This is a genomic window from Rhodococcus sp. DMU2021, from assembly GCF_019641445.1.
In the GTDB taxonomy this organism is placed as follows: Bacteria; Actinomycetota; Actinomycetes; order Mycobacteriales; family Mycobacteriaceae; genus Rhodococcus; species Rhodococcus pyridinivorans.
This window is the reverse complement of sequence record NZ_JAIFKB010000009.1, coordinates 124,044-144,751: the sequence shown is the minus strand read 5'-3', so window position 1 is coordinate 144,751 and position 20,708 is coordinate 124,044. Positions and strand designations below refer to the sequence as shown.

The 20,708-nt window shown below is 67.3% G+C and carries 19 protein-coding genes, 1 tRNA gene and 2 pseudogenes; 11 read left to right on the top strand and 11 right to left on the bottom strand.

Translation table 11 applies throughout. The features are described 5' to 3' along the window. Positions 1 to 409 precede the first annotated feature (409 nt). A tRNA-Gly gene (locus K3M35_RS14475) sits at positions 410 to 480 on the top strand. A gap of 162 nt (positions 481 to 642) precedes the next feature. On the opposite strand, the gene K3M35_RS14470 is transcribed toward K3M35_RS14475, so the two are convergent. The 3 genes from K3M35_RS14470 to ahpC all read right to left on the bottom strand — a co-directional run bounded on the left by K3M35_RS14470 (position 643) and on the right by ahpC (position 4,042). After that, positions 643 to 1,530 (bottom strand): hypothetical protein, encoded by an 888-nt coding sequence (locus tag K3M35_RS14470; RefSeq protein ID WP_220666585.1) that lies wholly within the window; start codon positions 1,528 to 1,530, stop codon positions 643 to 645. Between the two features lie 206 nt (positions 1,531 to 1,736). After that, positions 1,737 to 3,332, bottom strand: a complete 1,596-nt coding sequence (ahpF, locus tag K3M35_RS14465; RefSeq protein ID WP_220666584.1) for an alkyl hydroperoxide reductase subunit F — start codon at positions 3,330 to 3,332, stop codon at positions 1,737 to 1,739. A 146-nt stretch (positions 3,333 to 3,478) separates the two neighbouring features. After that, the gene (gene ahpC, locus K3M35_RS14460; protein ID WP_006552642.1) at positions 3,479 to 4,042 is read right to left on the bottom strand and encodes an alkyl hydroperoxide reductase subunit C; all 564 of its coding nucleotides are present in this window, start codon (positions 4,040 to 4,042) and stop codon (positions 3,479 to 3,481) included. Positions 4,043 to 4,247: 205 nt separating this feature from the next. Here ahpC and K3M35_RS26895 point away from each other — a divergent pair. Next, positions 4,248 to 4,418 (top strand): annotated as a pseudogene (locus K3M35_RS26895) (alpha/beta fold hydrolase); the annotation flags it as partial. Positions 4,419 to 4,448: 30 nt separating this feature from the next. Here K3M35_RS26895 and K3M35_RS14450 read toward each other — a convergent pair. Beyond that, positions 4,449 to 4,691 carry a DUF2630 family protein gene (locus K3M35_RS14450; RefSeq protein ID WP_006552644.1) on the bottom strand — a complete coding sequence of 81 codons (243 nt, stop codon included), beginning with the start codon at positions 4,689 to 4,691 and terminating at the stop codon, positions 4,449 to 4,451. 100 nt (positions 4,692 to 4,791) lie between these two features. On the opposite strand from K3M35_RS14450, the gene K3M35_RS14445 reads away from it, so the two are divergent. Then, positions 4,792 to 5,214 carry a hypothetical protein gene (locus K3M35_RS14445; protein ID WP_064851718.1) on the top strand — a complete coding sequence of 141 codons (423 nt, stop codon included), beginning with the start codon at positions 4,792 to 4,794 and terminating at the stop codon, positions 5,212 to 5,214. A 92-nt stretch (positions 5,215 to 5,306) separates the two neighbouring features. Here the strand turns inward: K3M35_RS14445 and K3M35_RS14440 are convergent, their stop codons facing one another. Further along, positions 5,307 to 5,813 (bottom strand): VOC family protein, encoded by a 507-nt coding sequence (locus K3M35_RS14440; protein ID WP_220666583.1) that lies wholly within the window; start codon positions 5,811 to 5,813, stop codon positions 5,307 to 5,309. Positions 5,814 to 6,050: 237 nt separating this feature from the next. Between K3M35_RS14440 and K3M35_RS14435 the strand changes: the two genes are divergently transcribed. After that, positions 6,051 to 6,479 (top strand): hypothetical protein, encoded by a 429-nt coding sequence (locus K3M35_RS14435; RefSeq protein ID WP_006552647.1) that lies wholly within the window; start codon positions 6,051 to 6,053, stop codon positions 6,477 to 6,479. Positions 6,480 to 6,482: 3 nt separating this feature from the next. Here the strand turns inward: K3M35_RS14435 and K3M35_RS14430 are convergent, their stop codons facing one another. Next, the gene (locus tag K3M35_RS14430; RefSeq protein WP_006552648.1) at positions 6,483 to 7,268 is read right to left on the bottom strand and encodes a DUF1206 domain-containing protein; all 786 of its coding nucleotides are present in this window, start codon (positions 7,266 to 7,268) and stop codon (positions 6,483 to 6,485) included. A gap of 180 nt (positions 7,269 to 7,448) precedes the next feature. On the opposite strand from K3M35_RS14430, the gene K3M35_RS14425 reads away from it, so the two are divergent. Both K3M35_RS14425 and K3M35_RS14420 read left to right on the top strand, forming a co-directional pair. After that, on the top strand, positions 7,449 to 10,760 hold the full coding sequence (locus K3M35_RS14425; protein ID WP_220666582.1) for a bifunctional proline dehydrogenase/L-glutamate gamma-semialdehyde dehydrogenase: 3,312 nt from the start codon (positions 7,449 to 7,451) through the stop codon (positions 10,758 to 10,760). Between the two features lie 66 nt (positions 10,761 to 10,826). Continuing rightward, positions 10,827 to 11,207: a hypothetical protein gene (locus K3M35_RS14420; RefSeq protein WP_016696235.1), complete on the top strand. Its 381-nt coding sequence runs from the start codon at positions 10,827 to 10,829 to the stop codon at positions 11,205 to 11,207. Positions 11,208 to 11,211: 4 nt separating this feature from the next. Here the strand turns inward: K3M35_RS14420 and K3M35_RS14415 are convergent, their stop codons facing one another. Beyond that, entirely contained in the window at positions 11,212 to 12,786 is a 1,575-nt protein-coding gene (locus K3M35_RS14415; RefSeq protein WP_220666581.1) for a hypothetical protein, read from the bottom strand. 110 nt (positions 12,787 to 12,896) lie between these two features. Between K3M35_RS14415 and K3M35_RS14410 the strand changes: the two genes are divergently transcribed. From K3M35_RS14410 to aroD, 3 genes are all read left to right on the top strand, one after another. Continuing rightward, positions 12,897 to 13,220 carry a hypothetical protein gene (locus K3M35_RS14410; RefSeq protein ID WP_024102029.1) on the top strand — a complete coding sequence of 108 codons (324 nt, stop codon included), beginning with the start codon at positions 12,897 to 12,899 and terminating at the stop codon, positions 13,218 to 13,220. Positions 13,221 to 13,337: 117 nt separating this feature from the next. Beyond that, entirely contained in the window at positions 13,338 to 14,981 is a 1,644-nt protein-coding gene (locus K3M35_RS14405) for an MDR family MFS transporter (protein WP_217579467.1), read from the top strand. 41 nt (positions 14,982 to 15,022) lie between these two features. Then, positions 15,023 to 15,793 (top strand): type I 3-dehydroquinate dehydratase, encoded by a 771-nt coding sequence (gene aroD, locus K3M35_RS14400; protein ID WP_220666580.1) that lies wholly within the window; start codon positions 15,023 to 15,025, stop codon positions 15,791 to 15,793. On the opposite strand, the gene crcB is transcribed toward aroD, so the two are convergent. Genes crcB through K3M35_RS14385 form a run of 3 tightly spaced genes read right to left on the bottom strand, consistent with a single transcriptional unit; the run spans position 15,794 to position 17,504 of the window. Beyond that, complete coding sequence (crcB, locus tag K3M35_RS14395; RefSeq protein ID WP_006552655.1) at positions 15,794 to 16,162, bottom strand: fluoride efflux transporter CrcB; 369 nt, start codon at positions 16,160 to 16,162, stop codon at positions 15,794 to 15,796. Further along, complete coding sequence (locus K3M35_RS14390) at positions 16,159 to 16,620, bottom strand: CrcB family protein (RefSeq protein WP_220666579.1); 462 nt, start codon at positions 16,618 to 16,620, stop codon at positions 16,159 to 16,161. Before K3M35_RS14390 ends, crcB begins: the two co-directional genes overlap by 4 nt. Continuing rightward, the gene (locus K3M35_RS14385) at positions 16,605 to 17,504 is read right to left on the bottom strand and encodes an alpha/beta fold hydrolase (RefSeq protein ID WP_006552657.1); all 900 of its coding nucleotides are present in this window, start codon (positions 17,502 to 17,504) and stop codon (positions 16,605 to 16,607) included. The genes K3M35_RS14390 and K3M35_RS14385 overlap by 16 nt, the downstream gene beginning before the upstream one ends. A gap of 85 nt (positions 17,505 to 17,589) precedes the next feature. On the opposite strand from K3M35_RS14385, the pseudogene K3M35_RS14380 reads away from it, so the two are divergent. Continuing rightward, positions 17,590 to 17,831 (top strand): annotated as a pseudogene (locus K3M35_RS14380) (cytochrome P450); the annotation flags it as partial. Between the two features lie 19 nt (positions 17,832 to 17,850). Further along, positions 17,851 to 19,971 (top strand): thiamine pyrophosphate-dependent enzyme, encoded by a 2,121-nt coding sequence (locus tag K3M35_RS14375; protein WP_220666578.1) that lies wholly within the window; start codon positions 17,851 to 17,853, stop codon positions 19,969 to 19,971. Positions 19,972 to 19,987: 16 nt separating this feature from the next. On the opposite strand, the gene K3M35_RS14370 is transcribed toward K3M35_RS14375, so the two are convergent. Further along, positions 19,988 to 20,695 carry an HNH endonuclease family protein gene (locus tag K3M35_RS14370; protein ID WP_024102037.1) on the bottom strand — a complete coding sequence of 236 codons (708 nt, stop codon included), beginning with the start codon at positions 20,693 to 20,695 and terminating at the stop codon, positions 19,988 to 19,990. Positions 20,696 to 20,708: the final 13 nt, after the last annotated feature.

Here is a 20,708-nt window from a genome sequence, read left to right as displayed (position 1 = left end):
TCTATCTTCGCAGCGTCCGCTTCCCGTGCCGCGCAACCTCCGGTCTTTACCGTCGGCGCGCATCTGGGTGACAGTCGTGGTCACTTCTGACGATGGAGGGACATTCGATGACGACGCCCGTCGACAAGGCACACGCGCAGGTGCGCTCCACCGAGTCGAGCCCGGTCGAATACAACGCGATGGACCCGGAAAGCAGTACTGGGAGGACAACCTCCACAAGATGAAGATCGACGACACGATTTTCGAGCAGATGCTGCTGCCGTGGACGCCGCGCGACCAGCGTCGCTTCGACCGCGTCATGCGGGCTCTCGGTGTGGTCCAGGGGTCCCGCGATCGACCCGGAGAGTCTGCTACAGTTTGCTCCGAAAGCTCGGGCCGGAGTCGATGAGAATCGGCAAAAGCCCAGCGTGCCGATGTAGTTCAATGGTAGAACATCAGCTTCCCAAGCTGAATACGCGGGTTCGATTCCCGTCATCGGCTCTCACACGAAGCCCCGACCACACGGTCGGGGCTTCGGTCGTATGCGGGGCGTTCGTCGTATCGGGGCCGACGTTGTTGTCGATTTTCCCGCGTTCTTCGACAACAACACCTACCTCGACAGCCCTACCGGCAGCCTTCGAGGTACGCGCGGCTCCCCGAAGTTCACTGGAGGTACGACGCGTAATCGGCGTAGGGCACCTGACCCGTGGGGCTCGCCTCGATGGCCTCGGCAACCTCGGGCGGGATGGGAGCCCAGTAGGCCGGCATCGCGGCCGCGAGGGAAGGGCTCACGGCGTAGATGAGAGCGAAGTTCACGATCCACAGCGGTGGCGCCATCGACATGCCGACGGTCGAGACGACGTCGCCCTTCGTATTGGTGACCAGCTGTGCGGCGCCGGATATCTGTTGCGCCGCGAAACCGAAGGTCGCTTCGATCGGGTACGCCGACCGGTACAGCGCCACCAGCGTATCCGTCGCGTCGTTGTTCCGCAGCCAGGTGTCGACGTACCCGCCGGGCGCGATGAGCGTGTTCACCTGCCTCGTCGGCGCCGACGCGTTGGCCGGGCTCTGCAGCATCCCGTCGGGCGTCACGTAGAGGCCGTAACTGCCCAGCACCGTCGGGGTGGAGACACCGTTCACGTCGGAGTACAGGGGGTGGCCGGTCGTATTGATGAGGATGTCGATGGAACCCTGGATGATCTCGGCGGCCTCCTTGCTGCCGCCCACTCCCCCGCCGGTGGTGAAATCACGGGCCTGCTGCTCGGACAACGCATCTTCCGGCTTCAGCCCGATCTGCCGGGCGATGTCCTCGGCCCATTCCCGACCGAGCGGAGCGTGCAACCGGGACGGGTCGGTGACCTGCGTCGGCGCCAGATGCTCGTAGGCCGGTGCTCCGGAGAAGGGAAGCGAGAATCCCGTGGACTCGTCCGCCGACGCCGCGGGATTCACCCACAGGGCGACCAGTCCCATGAGCGCCACCGCCGTGGCGGCTCTGCGATACAGGCGTCCTTCGCGTCTGCGCCACCGTTCGGACTTCCGTGTGCTGCGCATAGGTCGACCTCCTGGGACACCGTCGCGATGGGGACACACGTACGCATTTCAGTGAAGCGCCGGGGTAAAGAGCGCGTCAATGCCTGTGCTGGGTGAATTGGGGGAGGATATGGGCGATTTCCGCAGAATCTTCGACAACAACCTCCCCGAGGAAGCAACGTGGCCGCCACCCGGAAGGGGTGACGGCCACAGGGCTGCAGTGACGCCTAGACGGTCGCGGCGACCGCTTCCTCGGCCTGGGCCGGGGCGCTCGTGCGGATGAGGTGGTCGAACGCGCCGAGCGCGGCCGTCGCACCCGCACCTGCGGAGACGATGATCTGCTTGTACGGGACGGTCGTGCAGTCGCCGGCGGCGAACACGCCGGGCACCGAGGTGCGGCCGTGGTCGTCGACGACGATCTCGCCGCGCGGGCTGAGTTCGACCGTGCCGGTGAGCCATTCGGTGTTCGGCAGCAGACCGATCTGGACGAACACGCCGTCGAGCTCGAGGGTGCGCGACTCGTCGGTGGTGCGGTCGGTGTAGGTCAGGCCGGTGACCTTCGAACCGTCGCCGAGGACCTCGGTGGTGAGGGCGCTGACGATGATGTCGACGTTGGGCAGGCTGCGGAGCTTGCGCTGCAGCACCTCGTCGGCGCGCAGGACCGAGTCGAACTCGATGAGGGTCACGTGGGCGACGACGCCGGCGAGGTCGATCGCGGCCTCCACACCGGAGTTACCGCCACCGATGACCGCGACGCGCTTGCCCTTGAACAGCGGGCCGTCGCAGTGCGGGCAGTAGGTGACGCCCTTGTTGCGGTACTCCTGCTCGCCCGGCACGTTCATCGCGCGCCAGCGGGCACCGGTCGCGAGAACGACGCTGCGCGAAAGCAACCGGGCGCCGCTCTCGAGCTCGACCTCGACGAGGCCGCCCTCGGTGGGGGCCGGGGTGAGCTTCGAGGCCTTCTGGACGTTCATGATGTCGACGTCGTACTGGCGGACGTGGTTCTCGAGCTCGGCAGCGAACTTCGGGCCCTCCGTGTAGGGGACGGAGGAGAAGTTCTCGATGGCCATGGTGTCGAGCACCTGGCCACCGAAGCGATCGGCGAGAACGCCGGTGCGGATTCCCTTGCGGGAGGCGTAGATCGCGGCAGTCGCGCCGGCGGGGCCGCCACCGACGACGAGGACGTCGAAGGGATCCTTCTCGCTGATCGCGGCGGCGGTGCGCTCGGCGGAACCGCTGTCGAGCTTGCCGACGATCTGCTCGAGGTTCATGCGTCCGGAGCCGAACAGCTCACCGTTGAGGAAGACGGTCGGCACTGCCATCACCTGGCGTGCGTCGACTTCGTCCTGGAAGAGCGAGCCTTCGATCGCGGTGTGCTTGATGCGCGAGTTGGTCACACACATCACGTTCAGGGCCTGCACCACGTCGGGGCAGTTCTGGCACGACAGTGAGAAGTAGGTCTCGAAGTGGAAGTCGCCCTCGAGGTCGCGCACCTGCTCGAGCAGCTCCACGGCCTCCTTCGAGGGGTGGCCGCCGACCTGCAGCAGGGCGAGCACGAGGGAGGTGAACTCGTGGCCGAGCGGGATGCCCGCGAACTCGACCGCGATGTCGGTGCCGACCCGGCGGATCAGGAAGGAGGGGCGACGGGTGGCTTCACCGTCGCGCACATGGGTGACCAGATCGGACATGCCGGCGATCTGATCGAGGAGATCGGCGAGTTCCTTCGACTTCGGCCGGTCGTCGAGGGACGACACGAGCTCGATCGGCTGGGTGACCTTTTCGAGAAGGGACTTCAACTGGGCGGCGAGGGAGGCGTCGAGCATGAGGATTCACTCCAGAGGTGGAAGAACTGTGACCGGAAGAGATGGGAGTCGGCGAACTTCTCAGCTCGAGCCGAGCGGACCCGGACGGTGCCCGGTGGCACGGGACGTTCGATCCCGTGCCACCGGAACCAATTTCCGTCGACGAATCAGATCTTGCCGACGAGCTCCAGCGACGGAGCGAGGGTGTCGTCGCCCTCTTCCCACTTGGCCGGGCAGACCTCGCCCGGGTGGCTGCGGACGTACTGAGCGGCCTTGACCTTGCGAACGAGCTCGGCGGCGTTGCGGCCGATGCCTTCAGCGGTGACCTCGGTGAACTGGACGACGCCGTCCGGGTCGACCAGGAAGGTGCCGCGATCGGCAAGGCCCTGGTCCTCACGGAGGACCTCGAAGTCGGTGCTGATCTGCAGGGTCGGGTCACCGATCATGGCGTACTTGATCTTGCCGATGGTCTCGGACGAGCCGTGCCATGCCTTGTGCGTGAAGTGCGTGTCGGTCGAGACGGAGAAGACCTCGACGCCGAGCTTCTGCAGCTCCTCGTAGTGGTCCGCGAGGTCGCCGAGCTCCGTCGGGCAGACGAACGTGAAGTCTGCGGGGTAGAAGAAGAAGATCGCCCACTTGCCCTTGATGTCCTCGTCGGACACGGTCACGAAGGCGCCGTCCTTGAAAGCCTCGGCCTTGAAGGGCTTGATCTTCTTGTTGATCAGCGACATGTAGAAACCTCACTCGTCTCGATGGGGTTGACGGCTTCGACGTTATCCGCGAACTATTAATTGTGCCAATCGATAGTTTCTAGAAATTCGATAAGCAAGGGCTATAACACGGCATTCGGCCAGGTCGTTGCTTTTCCTTCCTCACGAATGTGACAGAACACACAGCCTTTGCGACAGAGCACTCCGGCCCGTCCGGAAGGGAAAGATGGAACCGATGCACTCACGACCGAGCTACCGCCGCACCGGATCCGGTGAACCCCTACCCCTCCTGCACGGGATCGGCGCCACGATGGACGACTTCTCCACCCTCGTCCCGCACCTCGCCGAGCACTTCGACGTGCTGAACGCCGAACTACCCGGCTACGGTTCGTCGCCGAAGCAGAACGGTCGACCCACCGTCGGCGCCCTACTGTCGGTAGGACTCGACCTCGTCGACCGGCCGCGCCTGGGCGTCGTCCGGGTCGTCGCCGAACTCGGCCTTCGCGCGACGCTGCCGCAGCAGGTCCCAGCACTGGTCGAGCCTCTTCTCGACAGCGGCCAGCCGCTGCAGGTCCTCGTCGCTCGGACCGTCCGCGCCGGTTCGTGAGCGCAGTGTCTTCTCTTCGTCCACCAGCTTCTCGATGTGCTGGAAGAGTTCGTTCTCGTCCATGGGAAACTCCCTCGATGTGGTGTTCCGTCGGCATAGCCTCATCCGGCAGGAGTGAAACCGCCGCCGGTTTCGCACCGGGCCGGCCGGGTATCTCCTCGACATGAGCATCGAAGACGGTCCCGGCGACACCCTCAGCCCCAGCGAAGGCCTCGACGCCGACGAAGTGCGGAACGACGACGGCGACGAGGTCGTCGACCCGCCCGAGGACTGGAGCGGCGCCGACAAGTTCGGAACGACCCAGCGTGAAGAGCAAGAAGGCGAGTCGCTGGACCAGCGCCTCGCCGAGGAGGAACCCGACGTCGAACCCGCCGAGCCGCTGGACAAGCCTGTCGCGGCGACACCGGAGGACGAGCTCACCGAGGACGTCGACGAGGTGATCGACGACGCCACCACCGGCGCCCCCGAGGACTCGAAACTCGCCGACGAGGTCGACGGGGTGATCGTGCAGGATTCGCGTGTCGACCGCGGTCAGATCAGCGGCGCCCCCGAGGACGGGGAGTCGATCTTCCCGATCGTCGAGTAGGAGTTCGGCGAACAGACGAAGGGGAGGTTGTGTGCGTGTCCGGTAGACGGACACGCACACAACCTCCCCTTACCCCGTGCTAGAGCTTCGCGCTAGAGCACCTTCGAGCCGTACATCTCGCCGAGCGGGTCGGCGATGAGTTCGAGGCGGGCTCCGTCGGGGTCGCGGAAGTACAACGAGACGTCGCTGTGTTCGACGAGCTCGACACCTGCGTCGATCAGCTTGTCGCGCAAGCGCTCCCAGGCGGGAAGGGCGACGCTGATCGCGATGTGGTGCAGACCGCCGAAGACCTCCCGATAGGGGCCGACGTCGAGACCGGGGAAGTCGAAGAAAGCCAGCAGATTGCCGTTGCCGATGTCGAAGAAGAAGTGCGAGGAGCCGGGATAGTCGCGGTTCTCGATCAGCTCCGTCAGCGGGAACTCGAGGAGATCCTGGTAGAAGCGCACGGTCCGTTCGACGTCGCTGCTGATCAGCGCAGTGTGGTGCAGCCCCCGCGCCGACGACTGCGGGCGCGCGTCGGCAGGCTTCAGGTGTGCGTCGCGGATGAGTGCACGCCGACGCTCGAATTCTTCGTAGCGCTGCTGCTCGTCGGCGATCATCGATCCACCTTCTTTCCGATGTGGTTGCTTTCTCAACCAGGATGATCCCAACTAGTTGCGTTGTCAACTAGTTGGGTCGAGGCGGTAGCTCTTCGTGACCAGGGGAGTCACGGACCGGGTACGACGATCTCGTCGCCGTCACGTCTTCTTCACGAACATCCGATTCGCCCGTTCCCCCGGATGTCGAGTGCGGACGATGAATATGTCGGGGACTCACCGCGGTTCCGAGGAGATCCCATGAACCATCGCAGGACCCTGCGTGCGACGGTCTCGTTGCTCGCACCGCTCGCACTGCTCGCCGGTTTCGCACCTGCCGCGAGCGCAGCGGCGGATACGGACACCCGAGGATTGTGGACGGTCAGCACCCGCGGAGACACCGTGCTGGTGAAGCTGATGTACACGTCCCCACCGGACGAGGACCACCCCTTCATCTGCGTCGCGGCGCTCGGCACCGGCGAGTCCGGAATCGCGGAGATCTTCGGAGCGAACTACCAGACCCTCGAGTTCACCGGGATCGCCGCAGGACTCAACATCGCGACCGCCAGTTGCGAAGACAACGACGGGGAGCTGCGGCCGGTGGGCGCGATCGAGTTCGAGTTGCCCGGCCCACCGACCCTCCACTACGTCGCGACCGAGTCGTTCTGGTTCGACGACGCAGACGACTGAGCGTCACATCTTCGCGTCGCGGGCCATGACGAAGCTGTAGAGGCCGTAGACCGCGATGCCGAGGCCCATGAGAACGAGCAGCACCGTACCGAAAGGCTGCGAGCCCAACGTCTTCAGAGCACCGTCGAGGCCCGCTGCCTTCTGCGGGTCGGCCTGGAAGACCGCGACGATCACCAGAACACCGACGAGACCGAGCGCGAGACCCTTCGCGACGTAACCGACAAGCCCGAGACGTTTCACGAACGTGCTCGGGTGGCTCTTCAGATCGTCGACGAAGTTCTTCGACGCGCCCTTGTAGACGTGGTAGGCGCCCACACCGAGGATGACGAGTCCCGCGACGACGAGGACGAACTTGCCGGCACCGGACTGCAGCAGCTTCGCCGTCAGACCCGCGTTCTGTTCACCACTGGACTTGCCGCTGCCGCGGGCGAACCCGAACGCGGTGTACGCGAAGGCGAGATAGACGACACCGACGCAGGCGGCCTTGAACCGGTCGAACGCTTTGTCCTTCATGTCGGCGTCGGGTTGTTCCGGTTCGGACGCCTTGCCGAAGGTAGCCTCGGCGAACCGCCACAGGCCCATCATCACGAAGACGACGACGGCGATCCACAACGCGATCTTCCCGCCGGGCTGCTCGCCCAGTTCCGCCATCGCACCGGACTGCGACGCCTCCTGCTCGCCGCGACCGAACGCGACCCTGATCGCGAGGTAGCCGATGAGCAGGTGCACGATGCCACTGCCGACGTAGCCGGCACGTGCGAACTTCTCGAATACACCGTTCTGCGCCATGCGCTCGGCGGATGACGCCGCGCCACGTGACGCGGGGGCCTGACGGTTCACTCTCGTCTCCTCATCGGTCGGGACTGTCCCCTTCGCGCTGTATTCCCGGCACCGCGGACCGCAAACGCGAACCGGCTCCGGTGGGTAGATTGGCGTCAGGTTCGAAACGCCGTCGATCGGAGGCGCATCGTGCGGATCGTCGAGGATGCTGTCGCCCTGGCCCGCCGGTGGGTGGAGGAATCGTCGAAGGTCGCACCCGACCGTGCGGCCCGCCACCTCGCCGACGTTCTGAAGGATCCCCACGGACTCGAGTTCACCGTGCGCTTCGTCGACGAGGTCATCCGCCCCGAGGATCCGGCGACCGCAGCGCATGCCCTTGCCGAATTGTCGCGGAACATACCGGATTTCCTTCCCGGCCACCTCCGCGCGGCCGTGCGGGCGGGCGGTGCGATCGGTCCCCGCTTCCCGCACCTCGTCGTCCCCGCCGCGCGTCGCGCGCTCCGGACGATGGTCGGGCACCTCGTCGTCGACACCGACGATGCCGCGCTGGGCCGGGCCATCGCACGATTGCAACGCCCCGGCATCCGGCTCAACCTCAACCTGCTGGGCGAAGCCGTCCTCGGCGAGGCCGAGGCGCGTCGCCGTTTCGAGGGCACCCATGCGTTGCTGGCACGTGACGACGTCGACTACGTCTCGCTCAAGGTCTCGGCGGCCGTCGCGCCGCACTCGCCATGGGCGTTCGACGAGACCGTCGCGGACATCGTCGAGCGGCTCACCCCGCTGTACCGTCTCGCCGCGACCTCGCCGACGCCGAAGTTCGTCAATCTCGACATGGAGGAGTACCACGACCTGGACGTGACGGTCGCGGCGTTCACGACGCTGCTCGACCGTCCCGAGTTCCTCCATCTCGAGGCCGGAATCGTGCTGCAGGCGTATCTGCCCGACGCCCTGACCGCCATGATCGAACTGCAGCGGTGGGCGGCGGCGCGACGCGCAGGCGGCGGCGCCGCGATCAAGATCCGGGTGGTCAAGGGCGCCAACCTGCCGATGGAACGGGTCGACGCGTCGCTGCACGGATGGCCGCTCGCGACGTGGAGCACCAAGCAGGAGACCGATACGAACTACAAGCGGCTGCTGCACTACGCGTTCACGCCCGAGCGGATCGAGAACGTGCGGATCGGGGTGGCCGGGCACAATCTCTTCGACATCGCCTACGCGTGGGAGCTCGCCGGTCGCCGGCAGGTGCGCAACGGGATCGACTTCGAGATGCTCCTCGGCATGGCGCAGAGCCAGGCCGAGGTGATCCGTCGACACGTCGGCAGCCTGTTGCTCTACACACCCGTCGTCCGCCCCGACGAGTTCGACGTCGCGATCTCGTATCTGGTGCGTCGGCTCGACGAGGGTTCGGGGCAGGAGAATTTCATGTCGGCGGTGTTCGATCTGGCCGACGATCCCGTCCTGTTCGGACGCGAGGAGCAGCGGTTCCGTGCGTCGGTGGCGGCGCTCGACGACAGCGTCCCCTTCCCCAACCGCACGCAGAACCGGCAGGGTCCTCCCACCCCTGCGCCGCCGGTGTTCACGAACACGCCGGACACCGATCCGTCCCTGCCGCAGAACCGGGAGTGGGGGCGCCGCATCCTCGAGCGGGTGCCGTCGTCGAAACTCGGTATCGACACCGTGCGCGCCCACACCCTCTCCTCCGAGGACGACCTCGAGCGCGTGCTGGTCGACGCGAACGCGGCCGGTCGTGTCTGGGGTGCCCGCAGCGGTGCCGAACGCGCACGGATCCTCGAACAGGTGGCCGATGTGCTCGAGGCGCGGCGCGCCGATCTGCTCGAGGTGATGGCGGCCGAGGGCGGTAAGACGCTCGACCAGTCCGATCCGGAGGTCTCGGAAGCGATCGACTTCGCGCGGTACTACGCCGAGCGGGCCCGCGCGCTCGACGAGATCGACGGTGCGCGGTTCGTGCCGTCGACCCTCACCGTCGTGACGCCGCCGTGGAACTTCCCGGTCGCGATCCCGGCGGGGTCGACGCTCGGGGCGTTGGCGTCCGGTTCGGCGGTGGTCCTCAAGCCCGCGACGCTCACGGCTCGGTGCGGGTCGGTGCTCGCCGAGGCGATGTGGGATGCCGGCGTGCCCCGCGACGTCCTGCACCTCGTCCACGCCGACGAACGGTCGCTGGGCACGAAGCTCGTCTCCGACCCGCGCGTCGACCGGGTGGTGCTCACCGGTGCCTACGAGACCGCCGAACTCTTCCGTTCGCTGCGTCCGGGGATGCGACTGCTCGCCGAGACGAGCGGCAAGAACGCGATCGTCGTGACGCCGAGCGCCGATCCGGATCTGGCGGTGCGCGACGTCGCGCAGTCGGCGTTCGGGCATGCCGGGCAGAAGTGCTCGGCGTCGTCGCTCGTGATCCTCGTCGGCTCCGTGGCGACCTCCCGCCGGTTCCGCGACCAGCTCGTCGACGCGGTGCGGTCACTGCCGGTCGGGCCTGCGCACGATCCGCGAACACGTATGGGGCCGTTGATCGAACCGGCGCAGGGCAAACTGCTCACCGCGCTCACCGAACTCGACGACGGCGAGTCGTGGCTCGTCGAACCGCGCCGGCTCGACGAGGAGGGCCGGCTGTGGACGCCCGGTGTGCGCACCGGGGTGCGAGGCGGGTCGCGCACGCATCTCGTCGAGTTCTTCGGTCCGGTGCTGGGGGTGATGACCGCGGCCGATCTGGACGAGGCGATCGCGATCCAGAACGAGGTGGACTACGGGCTCACGGCGGGTCTGCACTCGCTGGATTCGGACGAGATCGCCCGCTGGCTCGATCGGGTGCAGGCCGGGAATGTGTACGTCAATCGCGGTATCACCGGTGCCATCGTGCGACGGCAACCCTTCGGGGGTTGGAAGAAGTCGTCGGTGGGAGCGGGCTTCAAGGCGGGCGGGCCGAACTATCTCTTCGGCTTCGGTTCCTGGGAACCGTGCGCCTGGGACGAGGACACGCTGCGCCGGGCGTTCGAGGACGACGAGCGAGCATGGACGTCGGAATTCGCTGTGGCACAAGATGTCACAGGACTCTCGGCAGAGCGGAACCTGTTCCGGTACCGGCCCGTTCGCACACACGTACGCCTCGGTGAGGCCGGGCGGCCCGACGAACTCGTGCGCGTGCTCGGTGCCGCGGCCCGGGCGGGCGCGCCGGTGGAAATCTCTTCGGCTTTCGCCGTCGATCTCGTAAGATGCTCGAATACAGCACGTTTCGGCGGTCGCGTGCGCGTGGAGAGTGATGTGGAATGGGAGGAACGGATCGTCGACACGACCCCGGCGCGTGTCCGCCTGATCGGCGCAGCGCCGCCCGCCGAATGGAACACCCGATGCGACATCGCGGTGTTCGACCATCCGGTGACCGGATCCGGACGAATCGAAATGCTGCCGTTCCTGGCCGAACAGTCCGTCACGATCACCGCTCATCGATTCGGCACACCGCACCGGCTCACCGACGAGATCATCTGAAAACAAACCCCGAAGCGGTTCTGCCGAAGCCCTGTGAACCCCGACACTGTGAGGTGGAATAGGAAAATGGATATCGCCACGACACCCCCTACCGAACGTCGCAAGCTCGCACTCGCCGCAGTGAAGGAACTCGGACCCCAGCGCACCGAGAAGGCCGTCCTCAAGGTTCGTTGTCCCAAGGGCCACACCGTAGCGGCGGTGTACAACACCACCGAGGGTCAGGTCGTGGTCTCCCGCAGCGGTCCCGGCGGCCGCGGCAACCGCGACCGCGAAGCGACACCGCACAACGGCACATCACTCAATTCGGAGTATGTGGACACCCTGGAGGTGACGCAGTTCGAGGACGACGCCATTCCGTCGGGATGCGCGTGCGGTCCGCGCTCGCTGTCGCGGAAGAAGATGCAGGACGCCGTGGCGACACACGCTCACGTCATCAACCTGACCTGATCCCTCACAGACCGAAACGCAACTGCACCCGGAACACGTCGAGCACCTCGTCGACCCACCCCAGGATCGACAGCGTCGAATCGATATTCTGCGGTGGCGTACGCACAAGGGTGTCGTGCCGGAGCAGACGCTCGAAATCCACGGCGACAGGACCGTTTCGCACCGTTCCGTTCGGCGACCGGAATTCGACGCCGGCACGCACCATCACGTCGATGATCTCCTGGGCGAGGATCCCGTAGGCGACCGTCGTCGGGTGCACACCGTCGAGGGAGAACAATCCCCCGCTGTCGCGACCGCCGTGACCGTCGGCCGACAGGAAACGCGTGTCCGGTACCGGGTCGAGCGCGGCGAGCGTCGGCGGTAGCCGGTACGGCTGCCACCACGCGGGTCGCGCATCGAGGTCGTCGACGTAGCGGCGCGCGGCCAGGCGGTCGAGGATGCCCGCGGTGTCGAGCAGATACCAGTCCAGTCCGGCACGTCGCGCGTCGGCGACCGCTTCGGTGATCGTCTCGTCGAACAGGTCGATCGCGGCGTCGACCATGCGGGCCTGCGCACCGGTGATGTGTTCGTCGCGGCTCGCATCGAAGCGGCGCGCGTCCACCCACGGCCGGGTGTAGTAGGGGAAGTACGGCGAGCCGTTCTTCGTCCCGATCCCCCGGGCGATCGGGGCGATGGTGACGTGCGGGACGGTGCACAGCACCACGTGCCGCGCGTCGATGTCGCGGAGCTTCGCGACGACCGCCGCGAACTCGCTGTCGAAATGTTCGGGCCGCCAGATCGTGTAGGCCTGTTTCGCGTCGAGGTCGCGGAAGTCGTCGCCGCTCCACACGACCTGCAATTCGGTGACGGTCTGCAGCGCGTTGTTCGAACCGAGGAAGACGACGAGTGTCTCGATGCCCGCCTCGGTGTCGCCGTCGTGCTCGGCACCGAGTTCGGCCGCGACGTCGAACAGTGTCATCTCGCGGCGCCGGTCGTCGGTGTTCGGATAGACGTACAGCGCCGCCCGCTCCCCGTTGTTCTCGACGAGTTGCCGCACGAGATCGTCGCGGGGTGTTGCGATGCGTTCGGCGCAGACGCGGGCGGTCTTCTGCAGCGCGTCGCGCAGATCCCAGCCGAAACACGACAGGTTGTGGAGATATCCGACGAGCGGTGGTGTCGCGCCGGGTCCGCGTTCCCAGTAGTCCTCGACCTCGTCCATGAAGCCGCGCGCCGTGAACAGCGCCGTCGGCAGCTCCCACGGTTGCAGCGTCGATCCGTGCCGCTCCTCGATCCGGCGCAACAGCACTTCGACGTTCAGCGGCAGTCCGCCCGGTCCACCGAAGCGCGGGTATCGGAGATCGGCGCCGAGCTCGTGGGCGACGATCGCCGGGACGGAGACGTCGGTGTTGTAGATCGCGCCGCTCTGGAAGCCCTGCAGCAGGGAGTCGCCGAGCGCCACCAATCGGTGTGGCGGTGTGCCGCGGAAAGACCGGGGAACGTCGATGCCGAGGGTCGGGTCGAACACCGGCACCCGCGGCGGCCGGGCGGCACGGGCCACGACCGTGTCGGGTGTGCCCTCCGGGATCTCGTCGGCCGTCATCACGCCTCCTCGGCCCCCTCATCGAGGGTAGACAGACGGCAGCACCGTCGTGGCCGGATCCGGGATCGTCGACGGTGAACCCGATCCGGGCCGGCGCGTACCTTCGGAGCATGAGCGACGCCGACTTCGCCCACACCGATCGCGCCGAGAAGAACCGGCGGGACAAGGCCGTGACCCTGGCCCGGTATGCATGGAACCGCGGCATCTCGGGAGCCGAACTGCTCGCCATGACCGACGAGACGCGACGCAAGCTGGCGCGGGCCGCGGATGCGCATCCGCCGCGCACGATGGAGACCTGGGAACTCGCCGCGAGATTGATGGACGAGAAGACGGCGTGGGCGCAGAAGCACCCGGATCATCCGGCAGCGGTCCGCACCGACGAGGACGAGAAGATCATGTGGGTCAAACCGCCCGTGCGGTCCTGGTTCGAGTGACCCGGAGGAAATTGCCTTGCAGCAGAAGTTACCGAGTGCAACAATTTCCGATCGCCTCACCTCTGTGCAGGCCACCTTCGCCTGACAGCTCGATATTCCTATTCCGACAGGAACACCGTGACCACCACTTCGGAACCTCTGGTTCTCACCCAGCGACGGATCTGGATCATCTTCTCCGCGCTCATCGCGGGCATGATGCTCGCCAGCCTGGACCAGACGATCGTCTCCACTGCCATGCCCACGATCGTCGGGCAACTCGGCGGCGTCGAACACCAGGCGTGGATCACCACCGCCTACCTGCTCGCGGTGACCATCGTGATGCCGATCTACGGCAAGTTCGGCGACGTCTTCGGGCGCCGGTACCTGTTCCTCATCGCGATCGGCGTGTTCACCCTCGCCTCCGCGGCGTGCTCGATGACCGACGACTTCTGGACCTTCGTGGTCTTCCGCGCGATCCAGGGCTTCGGCGGTGGCGGTCTGATGATCCTGTCGCAGGCGATCATCGCCGACATCGTGCCCGCGAGCGAACGCGGTAAGTACATGGGCCCGCTCGGCGCGATCTTCGGTCTGTCGGCCGTCGGTGGCCCGCTGATCGGCGGCTTCTTCGTCGACCACTCGACGTGGGAGTGGTGCTTCTACATCAACGTGCCGGTCGGCATCATCGCGTTCGTCATCACCTGGTTCGCGCTGCGCCTGCCGGTGAAGAAGCCGACGAAGCGGATCGACATCCTCGGCGTGCTCACGCTCTCCCTCGCCACGACCTGCCTGATCTTCTTCACGGATTTCGGTGGCGACGCCGATCGCGGCTGGACCGCTCCGCTCACGTGGATGTTCGGCGCCGGACTCGTGGTGTTCGTGTGCCTGTTCGTGCTCGTCGAGTCGCGGGCGCAGGATCCGATCATCCCGCTGTCGCTGTTCCGCAACTCGATCTTCGTCAACGCCACGGCCATCGGTTTCGTCCTCGGCCTCGGCATGTTCTCGGCGATCGCGTTCATGCCGACCTTCCTGCAGATGTCGTCGGGCACCTCGGCCGCGGTCTCGGGTCTGTTGCTGCTGCCGATGATGGCCGGTCTGATGATCACCTCGATCGGCTCGGGTCTGGCCATCACCAAGACCCAGCGCTACAAGATCTATCCGATCGTCGGTTCGCTCATCACCGCGGCGGGCATGCTGTGGCTGACCACCCTCGAGGGCGACACCCCGCTGTGGGTGATCTGCTCGATGCTGTTCGTCTTCGGTCTGGGTCTCGGCCTGATCATGCAGGTCGTCATCCTGATCGTGCAGAACGCGGTGCCCGCCGACGAGATCGGCACCGCGACGAGCTCGAACAACTACTTCCGTGAGGTCGGTGCGGCGCTCGGTGTCGCGATCTTCGGCACCATCTTCACCAACCGCCTGGCGGAGAAGCTCGTCGAGGTCTTCACCGCGGCCGGTGCGACACCGGAGCAGGCCGGCCAGGCCACCGCGACCGTCGATCCGGCGGCGATGAAGCTGCTGCCCGATCCCGTCCGCGAAGGCATCGTCGACGCCTACGCCGACTCGCTGGCGCCGGTGTTCTGGTACCTCATCCCGTTCCTGCTCATCGCATTCGTCCTGGCGTGCTTCATCAAGGAGATCCCGCTCTCCGACGAAGCACTCATGGTCGCGCGTGGCGAGGCGATCGCCGACCCGTCGAAGGCGGCGAAGGACGACGCCGTCGTGGTCGTCGAGGGGACCGAGGCCGGTGCGGACACTGCGGACAGCGGTTCGAAGCGGTCGTGATCGAATAGGCCGATCATCGGACGAGGGAACGGAGACGGCACGTGGGACGAACGATCACACCGGTTCGCGTCAAGGACGTGGTGATCGGTGAAGGCGCACCCACGATCCTCGTCCCCGTCACCGGCCGCACCCCCGAGGCGCTGCGCGAACAGATCGCGGCCGTCGCCGAGCGGGCCGACGTCGTCGAATGGCGCGTGGACTTCTTCCACACCGTCGACGACGTCGCCTCGGTGGTCGCGCAGGCCGGCTCGTTGTCCGAGCAGTTGCAGGGCACTCCCCTGCTCGCGACCTGCCGCACCGCCGACGAGGGCGGCGAGATCGCGATCGACGACGAGGCGTACGCCGATCTGACGGTCGCACTCGCCGAGAGCGGCGCGGTGGATCTGGTGGACGTCGAGTACCGCCGCGACCGTGCCGCCGTCGAGCGGATCGTCGCGGCGGCCCACGCCTGCGGTATTGCGGTGGTGGCGTCGAACCACGACTTCGACGCCACTCCGCCGAAGGACGAGATCGTCGCGCGGCTACGCGAGATGCAGGAACTCGGCGCCGACATCTGCAAGATCGCCGTCATGCCGCAGTCGACGGCCGACGTGCTCACCCTGCTCGACGCGACCCGCACCATGCACGAGGACCACGCCGACCGCCCGTTGATCACCATGTCGATGGGCGGCCTCGGCGTGGTGTCGCGGATCGCCGGGCAGGTCTTCGGATCGGCGGCGACGTTCGGGATGGTCGGCACCGCCTCGGCACCCGGGCAGGTCGACGCCGACGAACTGCGCTCGGTGCTCGGCCTCATCGACCGCGCTCGCTGATCACCACACGGCGGTGAGAGCGAGCCCGGCGGCCGCCGCGATGAGCGTGGTCGCCAGGGTGCCCAGCGCGATCGCGCAGGCGGCACCGTAGCGGCGCGCCACGATCAGGCGGACGGAGTCGACGCTGGTCGTGCTGAAGGTGGTGAACCCGCCGCAGAACCCCACCCCGACGACGGCGAGCAACTCCGCGGCGGCGTCGTGGAACAGCACCGCACCGGTGAGCAGCCCCAGCAGCAACGAACCGATGACGTTGATCAGCACGGTCGGCCACGGCAGGGACGATCCGGAGCGGGCACGCAGAGCACTGTCGACGACGAACCGCGTCACCGCACCGGCGCTGCCTGCCAACGCCACCCACACCGCGATCATCGCCGTGCCGCTCGGCGACTCCCGAACCACGCGCCCAGCGCGACACCGATGCCGGTCGCGAGAAGGCCGACGAGCATCGTGCCGAGCGCATAGGTTGCCGCGGCGACGAGTTCACCGTCGCGCAGCAGCAGGTCGGTGTCGACCGCGAGCGCGCTGTAGGTAGTGAACGAGCCCAGCGCACCGGTGCCCACCCCGAGCCGGACCACCTGACCCCAGGAGGTGTCGGGACCGATGCGGATCAGTGCCTCGAGCAGGAATCCGAGCAGCAGCGCACCGAGGACGTTGATCGCGAAGGTCGTGACCGGCCAGCCCCCGGACTCGACGGGGAACCACCGGCCGAGGCCGTAGCGGGCACTCGTCCCGAGCAGACCGCCCACGGCGACCGCCGCCAGCGCCGACGGTCGCAGGTGCAACGCTCTCGGCAGCGGGCGTTCGCCCTCGGTCAGTCCTGGTCCCACAACTTCAGAACCGTAGTGAGGATCTCCTCCGACGCACCGAGACCCCCGAGATGACTCTCGCCGGGCAGGTGGTGGAACTGGGCGTCGGGCAGCAGGTCCACCATGTGCAGGCCGTGCTCGATCGGGATGATGTGGTCGGTGTCGCCGTGCCACCACCGCACGGGCACCTTCACGTCGGAGACGCGGAAACCCCAGTCGCGGGTGAATACGACGATGTCGGCGAACGGCGCGGAGATCTGACGTCGGCTGCCGTTGAGCAGGTCGTCGAGGAACATCGTCTTGAACTCGGGACGGGCGAGCAGGCGGCGGTCGGCCTCGGGTGAGAACCGTCCGTACAGGTCGATGATCGGCGACGCGAACGGGCGCACCACGCGGATCGCCGCGCTCATCGCCACGCCGATGGGGACGCCCGCGGTCTGCAGTGCCGGCGCGACGAAGGCGCCCAGCTTCATCAGGTTGCTGTCGATCGACTCGGGACCGACGACCGGTGCCACACCGCCGAGGACCGCAGCCGCGACGACCCGTTCGCGCAGTGCATAGGCCGCGGCGAGGGTGTAGGGGCCGCCGCCGGACAGTCCGACGAGGGCCATGCGGTCGACCCCGAGGGTGTCGGCGACGATGCGCAGGTCGTCGCTGAACGCGAGGACGTTCTCATAGATGTGCGGTGTCGACGAGCCGATCCCCGGGCGGTCGATCCCGATGAGGCGGATGTGGTTCCGTTCGGCGAAGGCGCGGGCCTCGATGGGAACCTGGCGGCGCGCACCCGGCGTGCCGTGCAGCCAGAACACCGTGCGGCCCTGGGCCGACCCGAACTCGGCGAAACCGAGCCGGCGGCCCTCCCCGACCGCGACGGTGCCTTCGAGCTTGGGGCGTTCGACGTCCATGGCGCCAGCATGGCACGCACCCGCACGCCCGACCAGCGACCGTCCCGTGGGACGAATCGACGCAACCGAGATGTGATGCACGCTTCCCGAGCGGTTCTCGCCGGAGCGCCGCGAGGACAAGGTGCACAAGTACGCGTGGGCGCCCTTCGGCGGTGGCGCGCATCGGTGCCTGGCATGCATCTCTCGGGAGCGGAGATCAAGACGGTGCTGCACCATCTGCTGTTGCGTTTCCGCTGGCACGTGCCGGCCGACTACGTCGCGCCGATGAACTTCACGTCGTTGCCGTTCCCGAACGACGGGGGGCCGATCCACCTCCTTCCGAGGTGATCGGGCGTAGAAAGAAGGAGTGACCGCCGCCGACGAACTCGACGAACGTTTCGTCACCGCGGTGCGCGCTCTGCCCGGGCACGCACCGCCGACGCGTCCGGTCGACCGGCAGGTCGACGACGACCTGTTGGCGCGGTACTTCGACGCCCAGGTGCAGTCGCGGCACCTCGATGTCGCGGCCCGCACCCTGCAGGGACGCGGCGAAGGCTTCTACACCATCGCATCGGCGGGCCACGAATCGAACGCCGCGCTGGGCCTGTGCACGCGGGTGACGGATCCCGCTCTGCTGCACTACCGTTCGGGCGGTTTCTACGCGGCTCGCGCGTCGCTCGTCGAGGACAGCACCCCGATCCGCGACGTGCTCGCCGGATGTGCGGCGTCCACGCTCGATCCGATCTCGGCGGGCCGGCACAAGGTGTTCGGCAACGCCGGCCTGAACATCCTGCCGCAGACGTCGACCATCGCCTCGCACATGCCGCGGGCCGTCGGTCTCGCCCTCGCGCTACCGCGGATGCAGCGACTCGGGCTCGACGCGGCGTGGCCGTGGGATTCGGTGGTGGTGTGCAGTTTCGGTGATGCCTCGGCGAACCATTCGACGGCCGTCGGCGCCCTGAACGCGGCCGCCTACTGCCGGCACCGCGGGTTGCCGTTGCCGTTGCTGCTGGTGTGTGAGGACAACGGACTCGGCATCAGTGTGCCCACCCCGCCCGGCTGGCTCGAGCGGTCGCTGTCGTCGTATCCGGGGATCGAGTACCGGTCGGTGGACGGCGCCGATGCGGTGGAGATGCTCGCTGCCGCAACCGATGCCGTGGAGACGGTGCGCACGACCCGGGCTCCGGTCCTGTTGCACGTGCGGGCAGTGCGTTTCCTCGGCCATGCCGGTTCCGACGTCGAGTCGGCCTACCGCAGCCCGTCGGATCTTGCCGCGGACCACGAGCGGGACCCACTGGTGGGTACGGCCCGTGAACTCGTCGCACGCGGAATGCTCGATGCGGCAGGGGTTCTCGACCGGTACGAGCGGATACGGGTCGAGGTCGGCTCCGTCGCGGACTCACTGACCCGGCCGCCGCGACTGGCGACCGCCGCCGACGTGATGCGCCCGCTCGAATCCGGGCTCGTGCTCGTCGACGACGATCCGCATCCTGCCGGTGAACCGCTCACGCTCGCCCGGGCCGTCACCCGCACGCTCGGACAGCTCCTCGAGGAGGATCCCCACGCCTGCGTGTTCGGCGAGGACGTCGGCCTCAAAGGCGGGGTCTACGGCGTCACCCGAGGGCTGCAGGAGCGCTTCGGGCGCCTGCGCGTGTTCGACACCCTGCTCGACGAGCAGACGATCCTCGGCACCGCGCTGGGCTTCGCCGTCGCGGGCATGCTGCCGATCCCGGAGATCCAGTACCTGGCTTACCTGCACAACGCCGAGGACCAGTTGCGCGGGGAGGCGGCGAGTCTGGCGTTCTTCTCCGACGGGCGGTACCGCAATCCGATGGTCGTGCGCATCGCTGGCCTGCCCTACCAGCGCGGCTTCGGCGGGCACTTCCACAACGACGATTCCGTCGCCGTGCTGCGCGACATCCCCGGTCTCGTGCTGGCCGTGCCGAGTTCACCCGCCACGGCCGGCGCCCTGCTGCGCACGTGCGTCGAGCTGGCTCGTCAGGAGGGCCGGGTGTGCGTCTACCTGGAACCGATCGCGCTGTACCACCGGCGCGACCTCTACGACGAGGGCGACGGACTGTGGCAGCAGATCCCCGACACCGCCGGGCTTCCACCGGGATCGGTGTGCGTCTACGGCGACGGGCGCGACGTGCTGGTGGTGACTTTCGGGAACGGGGTGCCGATGAGTCTGCGTGCCGTCCGTCGCGCGGGAGTCGCGGCAACCGTCCTCGACCTGCAGTGGTTGTCGCCGCTGCCGACGACCGCGCTGCTCGAACACGTCCGCCGCTTCGAGCGCGTGGTGGTGGTCGACGAGACGCGCCGCAGCGGAGGTGTCGCGGAATCGGTCGTCGCGACACTCGTCGACGATGCGTGGCAGGGCCGGATCACGCGGGTCACCTCCCACGACAGCTACGTGCCCCTCGGGCCGGCCGCGGCGCACGTACTGATGTCGGAGGACGACATCGCGCGGGCCCTGCTGGAGGCGTGATCAGCAGGAAGCGGTATCAGCAGGAGGAGAGGATCCGCGACATCGCGTCGTGTTCAGCCTGGGTGACCCACAGTTCGTAGGTCGTCTTCACCTCGATCTGCCGCACGACGTACTCGCAATGGAAGGCGGTATTCGGCGGCAGCCACTCCGACGCGTCGGAGTCGCCCTTGCCCTGGTTGGTGGGGCCGTCGACGGCAATCAGGTTGCGCGGATCGTTCGCAAGATTCCGCTTCTGCTGGTCGTCCAGATGGCGGGCGCCCTTCTTCCACGCATCCGACAGGGCGACGACGTGGTCGATCTGCACGGCGGACGAGGTCTCGACCCCGCGACGGAAGGAAATCGTCTTCCCCGTGTACGGGTCCTCGAGCGTGCCGGCAGTGACCGTGCACTGCTTCTTCCCGGGCTCGAAGGAGACGTCGACGAGATCGCGCTGCAGGATGTCGTTACGAGTGTCGCAGCCGTTACGCCCCAGGTCGACGGTCACTTCGTCGGTCCACGCCGAGCCGAACAGTGAGCGGTCGTAGCCGCTCTGCGATTCGGCGGGCCGGACGGGCAGTGCCTCCAGCGCCTCAAGGGCTTCGGAGGGGTTCTCGACCGTGCCCCCGCCGGTACCGCCCGGCTCGTCGTCCCCCATCGGTTCGAGGAGGACGACGGCCACGGAGACCACGACGAAGCACAGGATCCAGACCCAACGGGGAACGGACGACGTGCGAATACTCGCCATATGTCGATACTGC